Origin of the sequence: Bradyrhizobium sp. SZCCHNRI3052 (assembly GCF_032484895.1) — a bacterium.
In the GTDB taxonomy this organism is placed as follows: Bacteria; Pseudomonadota; Alphaproteobacteria; order Rhizobiales; family Xanthobacteraceae; genus Bradyrhizobium.
The window spans coordinates 1-10031 of record NZ_JAUETW010000024.1 but is presented as its reverse complement, the minus strand read 5'-3'; the positions used below and the strand labels follow the sequence as shown (position 1 = coordinate 10031).

General features: G+C 67.8%; 7 protein-coding genes. 2 read left to right on the top strand and 5 right to left on the bottom strand.

The genetic code is table 11. From position 1 onward, the window contains the following. Positions 1-191: 191 nt before the first annotated feature. The 4 genes from QW887_RS34670 to QW887_RS34655 all read right to left on the bottom strand — a co-directional run bounded on the left by QW887_RS34670 (position 192) and on the right by QW887_RS34655 (position 6295). A complete protein-coding gene (locus QW887_RS34670; RefSeq protein WP_315716986.1) occupies positions 192-2291 on the bottom strand; it encodes a S9 family peptidase in 2100 nt (699 codons plus the stop codon). An 8-nt stretch (positions 2292-2299) separates the two neighbouring features. Next, positions 2300-3487, bottom strand: coding sequence for a pyridoxal-phosphate-dependent aminotransferase family protein (locus QW887_RS34665; protein WP_315716987.1), 1188 nt, complete (start codon positions 3485-3487; stop codon positions 2300-2302). 155 nt (positions 3488-3642) lie between these two features. Continuing rightward, entirely contained in the window at positions 3643-4368 is a 726-nt protein-coding gene (locus tag QW887_RS34660) for a thermonuclease family protein (RefSeq protein ID WP_315716988.1), read from the bottom strand. Between the two features lie 202 nt (positions 4369-4570). Next, positions 4571-6295, bottom strand: coding sequence for a hypothetical protein (locus QW887_RS34655; RefSeq protein WP_316196188.1), 1725 nt, complete (start codon positions 6293-6295; stop codon positions 4571-4573). 430 nt (positions 6296-6725) lie between these two features. Between QW887_RS34655 and QW887_RS34650 the strand changes: the two genes are divergently transcribed. Continuing rightward, entirely contained in the window at positions 6726-7586 is an 861-nt protein-coding gene (locus QW887_RS34650; protein WP_315750742.1) for a caspase family protein, read from the top strand. Positions 7587-7835: 249 nt separating this feature from the next. Here QW887_RS34650 and QW887_RS34645 read toward each other — a convergent pair whose 3' ends face one another. Then, positions 7836-8714: an efflux RND transporter periplasmic adaptor subunit gene (locus QW887_RS34645; protein WP_315716991.1), complete on the bottom strand. Its 879-nt coding sequence runs from the start codon at positions 8712-8714 to the stop codon at positions 7836-7838. A gap of 200 nt (positions 8715-8914) precedes the next feature. Between QW887_RS34645 and QW887_RS34640 the strand changes: the two genes are divergently transcribed. Continuing rightward, positions 8915-9892: a L,D-transpeptidase gene (locus tag QW887_RS34640; protein WP_316196186.1), complete on the top strand. Its 978-nt coding sequence runs from the start codon at positions 8915-8917 to the stop codon at positions 9890-9892. The last annotated feature ends 139 nt before the right edge of the window (positions 9893-10031 follow it).

Below are 10031 nucleotides of genomic sequence, written 5' to 3'. Positions count from 1 at the left end.
CGTCTAGCGCCAAGGACCCAACGGCTTCCCGCCCACCATCATCATGGCAGACTTTCCAGACACAGGGACCCATAACCACAGGCGGTTGTGATGACGAGGGACGTAGCTCCAGCGCGCTCAACAATTGCCGCCGGTGGTTATGGGTCCCTGCGTTCGCAGGGACGACATTGGTGTTCAGGCGCGATCATGGCTCAAACGCTCCGATCTGCCAGACCCACCGCCCATAGCGCGAACGCGTAGACGATCGCGACCTCATCCAGCCGGTTGAAGCGGCCGGAGGCGCCGCCGTGGCCGGCGCCCATGTTGGTGCGCAGGAGGACCGGCCCGCCGCCGGTCATCGTCGCGCGCAGCCGCGCGATCCACTTTGCAGGCTCCCAATAGGTGACGCGCGGGTCGGTCAGTCCGGCCATCGCGAGGATCGCGGGATACTCCTTGGCCGCGACGTTGTCGTAGGGCGAGTAGGACAGGATGGTGCGGAAGTCCTTTTCGCTCTCGATCGGGTTGCCCCATTCGGGCCATTCCGGCGGCGTCAGCGGCAGGGTATCGTCGAGCATCGTGTTCAGCACGTCGACGAACGGCACCTCGGCGACGATGCCGGCGAACAGCTCGCCCGCGCGGTTGGCGACCGCGCCCATCAGCATGCCACCGGCGCTGCCGCCATGGCCGACGATGCGCCTGGCGCTGGTGTAGTTCGCCGCGATCAGCGCCCGTGCGCAGGCCGCGAAATCGTCAAAGCTGTTGGTCTTCTTCTCGCGCTTGCCGTCGAGATACCAGCCCCAGCCCTTGTCGGTGCCGCCGCGGATATGGGCGATGGCGTAGACGAAGCCGCGGTCGACCAGCGACAGCCGGTTGGCCGAGAACGAGGCCGGCATCGCATGGCCATAGGAGCCGTAGCCATAGAGCAGCAGCGGCGCTGAGCCATCGGCCCTGAGGTCGCGCCGGTGCAGCAGCGACACCGGCACCTCGGCGCCGTCCTCCGCCTTGGCCATGATGCGCGTGGTGACGTAGTCGGCCGGATTGTGCCCGGACGGAATCTCCTGGCGCTTGCGCAAGGTTTTTGCGCGCGTCACCATGTCGTAGTCCCACACCTCCGACGGCGTCGTCATCGACGAATAGGCAAAGCGCAGATTGGTGGTGTCGAACTCGTAGGAGCCCATCGCGTCGAGCGAATAGGCGCCTTCGTCGAAGGCGATCGCGTGCTCCTCGCCGGATGCGAGATCGCGGATGACGATCGACGGCAGCGCATTGGCGCGCTCCAGCCGCACCAGGTGCCCGGTGTAGAGATCGTGATCGAGCACGTAGATGCCGGCGCGGTGCGGAATGAGGTCGCGCCAGTTGGCGCGCTCGGGCGCGGCCAGCGGCGCGGTGACGATCTTGAAGTCGATGGCGCCGTCGGCATTGGTCAGGATGAACAGCTCGTCGCCGCGGTCGGCGATCGAATATTGCACGCCGTTCTCGCGCGCGGCCACCAGCCGTGGCGGCGCCTCGGGAGCATCGAGATCGATCAAACGTTGTTCTGACGTCTCGTGGTCGCCGCCGGCGATGACGCAGAACCGGCCCGACGTCGACTCGTGCACATGGGTGAACCAGCCGGTGTCCTTCTCCTCGTACACCAGCGCGTCTTCGGCCTGCCTGGTGCCGAGCTTATGCCGCCACACCTGCATCGGGCGGTGATTGTCGTCGAGCTTGACGTAGAAGAAGCTCGTGCAATCGCGTGACCACACCACACCGCCGTCGGTCTCCTCGACCACGTCGTCGAGATCGTTGCCGCTATCCCAGTCGCGGACGCGGATGGTGAAATATTCGGAGCCCTTGGTGTCGGCGCTCCAGGCGACGCGCTTGTGGTCGTGCGAATGCCTGCTGCCGCCGAACTTGAAATAGTCGTGGCCTCGCGCCAGCGCATCGCCATCGAGCCCGATCGTCTCCGCCCCGCCGTTGCGCGGCGTCCGGCAGAACAGCTCGTGCTGGCCGCCCTCGCGATACTTGCGGAAATAGGCGTAGGGCCCGTCCGGCGACGGCACCGAGGAATCGTCCTCCTTGATGCGGCCGCGCATCTCCGCGACGAGCTTCTTCTGCAGCGGTGAGGTGTGGCCGAGCACGGATTCCGCATAGGCGTTCTCGGCCTCGAGATAGGCGCGGATATCAGCATCCAGCAGCGACGGATCGTGCAGCACCTCCTGCCACCGCGCGTCTTTCAGCCACGCATAGTCGTCGCTTACGGTGATGCCGTGACGGGTGAAGCTGTGCGGATGGCGCGGCGCCACCGGCGCCTTGGTGCTCAAGTCGGTCATGTCGTCCTTTACGGGGTCACGCTCTCGCCGAGCCATTGGATCGCGGCGTCGAGGCCGCCGCGGCCGTGCGGAATCTTCAACGCCACCAGCGCCATTTCGATCACGCCGAGCGTGCCCAGCACCATCGGCGCGTTGACATGGCCCATATGGGCGATGCGGAACGCCTGGCCCTGGAGATCGCCGATCCCGGTGCCGAGCACGACGCCGCACTGCTCCTTGCAGTAGGTCTGCAACACGGCCGGATCATAACCTTCGCCGACCAGCACAGTGGTCACGGTGTTGGAGCGCTCGGCGGCGTCTGCGATGTTGAAGCCGATCACCTGGCCCTCGCTCCACTTCGCCACCGCGCGGCGTACGGCCTCGGCCAACAGCTCATGGCGGCGGAAGGCGTGCGGCAGCCCTTCGGCGAACAGCATGTCCATGGCCTGGCGCAGTGCGAACAGCAGATGCACCGGCGCGGTGCCGCCATATTTGCGATAGTGCTCGGTGCCCTCGCGCTCGCTCCAGTCCCAATAGGGCGTGCGCATGTTGGCGCGCTTGTGCGCCTCGAGTGCGCGGTCATTGGCGGCGACGAAGCCGAGACCCGGCGGCGTCATCAGGCCTTTCTGCGAGCCGGACATCGCGACGTCGATGCCCCAGGCATCCATCTCGAACGGCATGCAGCCGAGCGAGGCCACGGTGTCGACCATGTAGAGTGCCGGGTGGCCCGCGGCCTTGATGGCGCGGCCGATCGCCTCGACGTCGTTGACGACGCCGGACGCCGTATCGATCTGCGCCACCACGATCGCCTTGATGCTGTGCTCCTTGTCGGCGCGCAGCCGCGCCTCGACCTCGGCCGGCCGCACCGCGCGGCGCCAGTCGCCGCGGAGCACTTCGACCTCGGCGCCCATCGCGCGCGCGGCATTGCCCCAGCCGATCGCGAAGCGGCCGCTCTCCAGCACCAGCACCTTGTCGCCGCGCGCCAGCACGTTGGAGAGCACCGCCTCCCAGGCGCCGTGACCGTTGGCGATGTAGATGTAGGTCTTGCCCTTGGTGGCGAATAGCCTGCCGAGATCGGACATGATGCCGTCGGTCAGCTCGACCATCTGCTTGGAGTAGATGTCGAGCGCGGGGCGGTGCATCGCCTGCAGCACCTCGTCGGGCATCGTGGTGGGTCCCGGGATGGCCAGAAACTCCCGGCCCGCGCGAACGGTCATTGTCAGTGTCCTCGGCGATGTGGTTTGGCGGTTGAGGGTGGTGACGGGCTCTCGCACACGGCCGGCCCATGGTCGTTTTACGTGGCGCGGCGCATTAAGAAAAGCCGGAGAAGCCGGGGGGCTGGCATGCCCCGGCAGGCCGGCGGGTCGGGCCGTCAGCGCCTCGTTTCGCGGCAGCCGGCGGCCTCGGCCTCCTCGACCGAGCAGAACCAGCGGGTGCCCTTGGCGACGTGCATCTTGATCTGCGCGTACCAGCGGCTCTGCGGCGTGTGATAGATGCACTCGCCGGCGCCGTTGACATTGCCCTTGATGGTGCAGTCCGGCGAGGGCGCGACCGGGCCCGAGGCCGAGGCGAGCAGGATTTTGCGCGCGCCCTCCGGCGGGTTGGTGGCCCCGAGGATCGCAGTCTTCTTGTTGCGCACGCGCCAGTCCCATGGCGCGATGAACGCGCCCTGCCACATGCCGGCCTTGGCTGCGCGCGCCTCCGCCTCGTCGGGCTCGTAGTCATGCGAGAGGGTGCGATAGGCCAGCGCCCAGCCGCTGCGCACCAGCCATTTCTGGATGTCCTCGCCATCGACGTCGCAGCGCGCGACCTGGCGGCCGCGGCGGTCGATCGAGCGCGGATGGCAGGTCCAGCTCTTGCCGTCGACGTACTTGATCAGCTCGTCACGCGCCGCCACGCCGCAGGTCCAGCGCTCGCCGTTCTTGTTGAGGCAGAGCTGGTCCACGGAGGGCGCGTCGATGCCGCCGAGCCGGATGCGGGTGGTCCCGATCGTGATCCCATCGGCCTCACGGATCTTGGGAATCCCGGTGATGTCGGCCGCGGACGCGACGGAGGGCAGCAGCAGGAGGAGCGCAAGCAAAGCTGGTTTCATCGACATCAACGGGCGCGGGTCGTCCTTGGGGATGGGAAGGCTGGAGCAATTGTGCGGCGGATCGGCCCGCGGTTCCAGCGCCGTGATTGGCTGAGCCGCTCAACTTCGCGCGATGGCGGGCTGAGAGAAGGGCGACTCGAGCTATCACCTCGACGGCAGTGCGCTCCCTTTCCCGCAAGGGGGAGGGGAGCCGACCGCCATCACTCCCTCACCGCACGACGACCCGCCGCGCCAGCGCCAGGCCCATCAGCACGAAGGCAGATGTCACCTCGGGGCCGCCGACCAGGATCCGGGTCGGGGTCTTCATCTTGTTCCACTCATAGGCGCGGTACGGATGCCGCCGGCCACCCTCGCCGAACGACGTCACGATGCAATGCACTGCGGGCGCGAAGCTCGCCGCAGCGCCGCCGAGATGGCCGAGCGCGATCAGCGCCAGCGCGGCGTCGAACGGGTTCATCTCGCGGCCGACCAGCTCGTCCTCGACATAGGCCAGCACGCGCAGGCGAATGAGCTCGAACGCGCCGTCGGGATCGATCGCCTGCCGCGCCGCCGGCGGCAGCGCCATGAAGGCGTGGTAGCAGCGGCCGAAATAGGCGCAGTACAGCTCCGGCAGATAATAGATGTGCGAGCGGGGGTCGGCGAAGGCGCCGCTCAGCACCAGCCGCTGCTGGAAGCCGACAATCCGCCTGACGACGTCGAGCCGGGCTTGCGTCTCCAGGATCTGCCAGCGCCCGAGATTGCGGAACGATACCTCGAGCACGTCGAGGTTCAACGTCGGATCGAGATCATTGCCGTAGGGCCGCTCGCCGGCCAGGCTGTCGATCCAGGTCGCGACACCGCCCTCATAGTCGATGTTGTCGTTGATCGGCACCGTCACGCGCGGCTCGTTGCCGCCGGCGCGCACCTGGTAGCCCGCATAGAAATCCAGCAGCGGCTGGCTCAACATCGGATCGTCCGAGCCGGCCTGCGTCGCCGCCGAGAACGAGCACGCCGTGGTGTCGCAATCCGGCACGTAGACGCCGAAGCCGAGGTCCTGCTTGATCTGGGTGAAGAAGCGCGAGAAGCGCGGATGCGGCGGCGGCGCCAGCGCGGTGACGACATTGTAGCTCTTGCCGTCGGCGCCGCGCACCTCCTCGCGGCTGATGGTCAGGCAGAACTCGACCATGGCGGCGATGGCGCTGCGCGCCGCGCTTGTCTGCTCCGATGACGCGAGGCCCGTCTCCAGATAACTCAGCAGCGCCTCGGTGAAGAACGCGTCGTAATAGGCCGAGCGGTGGCGGATCTGCACCGGCTCCCACATCGGCTCGGCGATGCCGCGCCACGGCGGATTGATCACCGCGGCCGCCGGCGATCGCGCGATGAAGACGCGGGCGAGGTTGAACAGCAAGGTCGAGTTCTTGTAGCCGCGGGCGTCGAGCCCCTGCAGCGCCATCTTGACCTCGCGGCCCTTCATGTCGGGATCGCCGATCAGGTTGAAGGCGGCATAGGTCGGGATGAAGCCATTGCGGCTGAACGAGCCGAGCAGATCGGCGCCACAGGCCCGGATCACGCGATCGACCTCGCCGGCCGGCGGCATGGCCGCCGCCGCAGTCCGGCGCGGCGGGGCAGGGTGGTGCAAGGCGACGCTGTCGACCAGATCGGCGACGGGGCGGCCGACCTGCTCCCAGTCCGGCGTCGGATTGTCGCGGGCAAGGACCAGCGCGTCGCGCAGCGCATTGAGAACAGCGGGATCGTTCAACTCGGGCAGGCCGGCACGGCGCAGCAATGCGCGCAGCGCCGGGTTCCCGAGCGCGGTCCGGTAGAATTTCGACAGATGCGGGTCGCCGCTGCCGGGCCGGCGCAGGATGGGATCGCAGACCTCGTACAGCGAGGGCCCATCCTTCCGGGCCGTCAGTGCGCGACAGGCCGCGCCGGCGAAATACTGGAAACTCAAGCGAGGACTCGCGGGTTGTCGAAGGCAGGACGAGCGGCATGCGTTGCTCGAGACGCCCGGCAAACGGCGCGTCACGCGCATGCATTGGGCAAACTGACACGCTGGACGGCCAAAGACAACGTGACGGCGGTCACGGCGCGGGAGGCGGATTTGGCGGCAATGTGGTCTCCCGGCGGTCCGTCCGGGGCCGTTTGGAGATCGCCGTCATGGTTAAATTTGCGTTTCTCTTCAAGTGCTTGAAAAGTCAATGGTGTTCCGATGTTGCTTGGGACGCGGGTTCGGGTTAAGCCTTTCTTCGTTGCGGCGCCGCAATTTGCGCGCATTGAGACGACACATCGTCTCGCAACCCCTCAAACCTCAGAGGCGCCAGCGCGACCAAAGGGTGCACCCCTTTGGCATCGATGGGCAGGCTCGGACCAGGATTGACGTGATGACCGCAAGGCAGCCTTCTCTTTCCCGCCGATCGGCCGTGATCGCCGCCGCGCTTCTCTGCACGGTGTCGCTCGCGATCGGCGCGCATGCTGCCCTGAACAAGCGTTCGCTCGAGGCGCCCAAGGCCGCGGCCTCCGAGCAGAGCAGCGTGGCGACCGGCAACGGCGCGCGCCTCGCGCTCGTGATCGGCAATGGTCACTATCCCGACGCCAACGCGCCACTCGTCCAGCCGATCAACGATGCCCGTGCACTGACCGGCGCGCTGCGGCGCGACGGCTTCGACGTCGATGTCGTCGAGGATGCCAACAAGGACGACATGGCCCGCGCGGTCGAGCGCCTGAAGGCCAGGATCAAGCCCGACTCGGTCGTGATGCTGTTCTTCGGCGGCTACGCCATCCAGGCCGGACGCGAGAGCTACATGATCCCGGTCGACGCCAAGATCTGGCGGGAAGCCGACGTACGCCGCGACGGCACCAGCATCGAGCGCCTGCTCGATACCGTCCGCGAGCAGGGCGCGCGCGCCAAGCTGGTGGTGATCGACGCCGCCCGCCGCAATCCCTATGAGCGCCGCTTCCGCGCCTATTCGCACGGCCTGGCGCCGATCAATGCGCCGGCCAACGCCCTGATCCTGTCGTCGGCGACGCCGGGCAAGGTGCTGGACGATCCGAAGGGCCAGAACAGCGTGCTGGTCACCGAGCTGCTGAACCAGCTCGGCAAGAGCCCGAGCGCCGAGACCGTGTTCAACAAGACCCGCAACGCCATCGCCCGCAGCTCCGACGGCGAGCAGGTGCCGACCGTGTCATCCTCGCTGGTCGAGGACATCCGCTTCAGTGCCGACGTCGCGAACGCCGGCAGCTGAGCTTAGCCTGTCCCGCGCCTGAGATGCTCCGCCCTCTCGGCGGCCTCCCACCCTCCCCTGGAGGGGGAGGGTCGCCTCACGGCGAGCGAAGCGAACCGTGGGGCGGGGTGGGGTGATCTCTCCACTTGCGCCGTCATCTCTGGCTCCACCCCACCCCGCCGCACGACGCTGGCGCGCCGCGCGACGACCCTCCCCCTCCAGGGGAGGGTGGGGCCGCGTGCCCCTCAGACCCCTGCGGCGTCGCGTCTTTCAATTGCTCGCCATCACCGGCCGCACCGGGTCGCCCTCGCGCAGCAGCGCGCCGGCGCGGGTGACGACGACGTCGCCCTCGGCGAGGCCGTCGCGGATCTCGACCTGGCCGCCGGCCATCAGGCCGATCTCGACCCGCTTGGTCTCGATCCGCTGAGCCCGGACCACCTGCACCACCGTGCCGTCGGGATCGTACAGCACGGCGGTCAGCGGCACCGCGACGCCGCAGCTCTGGCCGATCTTGATCACGGCGCGGCCGAACGAATTGACCAGCAACCGCGCCGTGCCGGTGATGCCGATGAAGGCCTGGCCGAGCTGGCTGTTCGGCTCGACGGTCGGCGCCACCCTTCGGATCTTGCCCTCGACCTCGCCGGCCCCGACGATGCGGATCCGCGCCGTCTGGTTGACCGCGAGCTTGCCGAGCTGGGCTGATGGCACCAGGCCGACGAGATCATATTCGTTGCGGGCGAGAATCGAGAACAGCGCCTCGCCGCGACCGGAGGCGAACGCCCCGATGGTGGCGCTCGACGACAGGATGGTGCCCGCGACCGGCGCCTGGATCATGATCGTGCCGCCCTCCGGCGGCGTCAGCCGCGCCAGGTTCTGTCCGGCCGTGACGGTGTCGCCGGCATCGACCAGCACCTCCGCGACCTTCAGGCCGGGACGATCGGGCCTGACGGCGGTCTCGTCGCGCGCCAGCACCATGCCGGACACCTCGACCGTGTTGTCGAAGCAGGCCTTGGTCGCCTTGAGCACGCTGACCGCGGCGCCCTTCGGCGCGCCGTCATCGGCTGCCGCAGCCTGGATCATCGCCAGCAGGCCGGCGGCGGCGAGCATCGGCATCCGGCGCATCGTGGCGGCAATTGCGGCATGTCCCATCCGAAACCGATCCTCGCGAACCCAATTCATTGCACGGCTGTCGCCGGGATAGCAGACGTGCCGCCGCCGGGCCAGCCGACCCGCGTCCCTGGTAGTCGCGCCAGGATGCCGCGACGTTCAGCCGATGGTGCCGAACTTCTCGGCCGGGTCCACGTTGACGCTGCCGAATGTCAGCCGTCTTTCACCTGGGACTCACGACCATGCTTCGGCTCTGGATACCGCTTCTGCTCTGCGCCGTCGTCGTCACGCCTGCGGTCTCCGCCGAGCTCACCGCCGACGCCGTCAACAGCGCCGAGCTGCGCAAGCGGCCGCCTGCCGAGGAGAAGATGGATCCGGTGGCGATCCGCGCCCAGGTGCTGCTCGATCGCGCGCATGTCTCTCCCGGCGAGATCGACGGCCGCTTCGGCGACAATGCGCGCAAGGCGCTCGCCGCGTTCGCGCGCGCCAAGGAGCTTGCCGGTGATGCGAAGCTGACGCCCGAGCTGTGGGAGGCGCTGCTGCGCGGCGACCAGGCGCCGGCGATCGTCTCCTACACGATCACTCGTGACGATGTGAAAGGGCCGTTCCTGAAGAAGCTGCCACAGCACATGGAGGACATGAAGGACCTGCCGGCGCTCGGCTACACCTCGCCGCGCGAGGCGCTGGCCGAGAAATTCCACATGAGCGAGGCGCTGCTGTCGGCGCTCAATCCGAAGGCCAGCTTCGACAAGGAGGGCGAGCAGATCGCCGTCGCCAATGTGATCAGGCCGGACGAGAAGGCGCCGGACATCATGCGGCTCGACATCAGCAAGGACGCCGGCACGGTGCAGGCGTTCGACCGCGACGGCAAGCTGGTGGCGGTGTTTCCCGCCACGGTCGGCAGCGACGAAAAGCCGACGCCCGACGGCACCTTCAAGGTCACCTCGCGGGATGCCGATCCCAACTACCGCTACAATCCGGACTACGAGTTCAAGGGCGTCAAGTCGCGCAAGCCGTTCACCATCAAGCCCGGCCCGAACAACCCGGTCGGCGCCTATTGGATCGGCCTGTCGGTCGGCAACGGCTACGGCATCCACGGCACGGCCGAGCCGTCCAAGGTCGGCAAGTCGGAGTCGCATGGCTGCGTGCGGCTGACCAATTGGGACGTGCGATTCCTCGGCGACCACCTGGCGAAGAAGGCGAAGGTGGAGCTGCATTGAGCGGGGCGCGTCGCTGCTGCGATTTCAACCGGCCTCAATGGACCCCAGCCCGCATCGCCAACCTCCGCTGTCGTCCCGGCCTTGAGCCGGCAACTGTTATGTTGATGGAGTGATCGCATAAGGTTTTCGGTCGCGCATC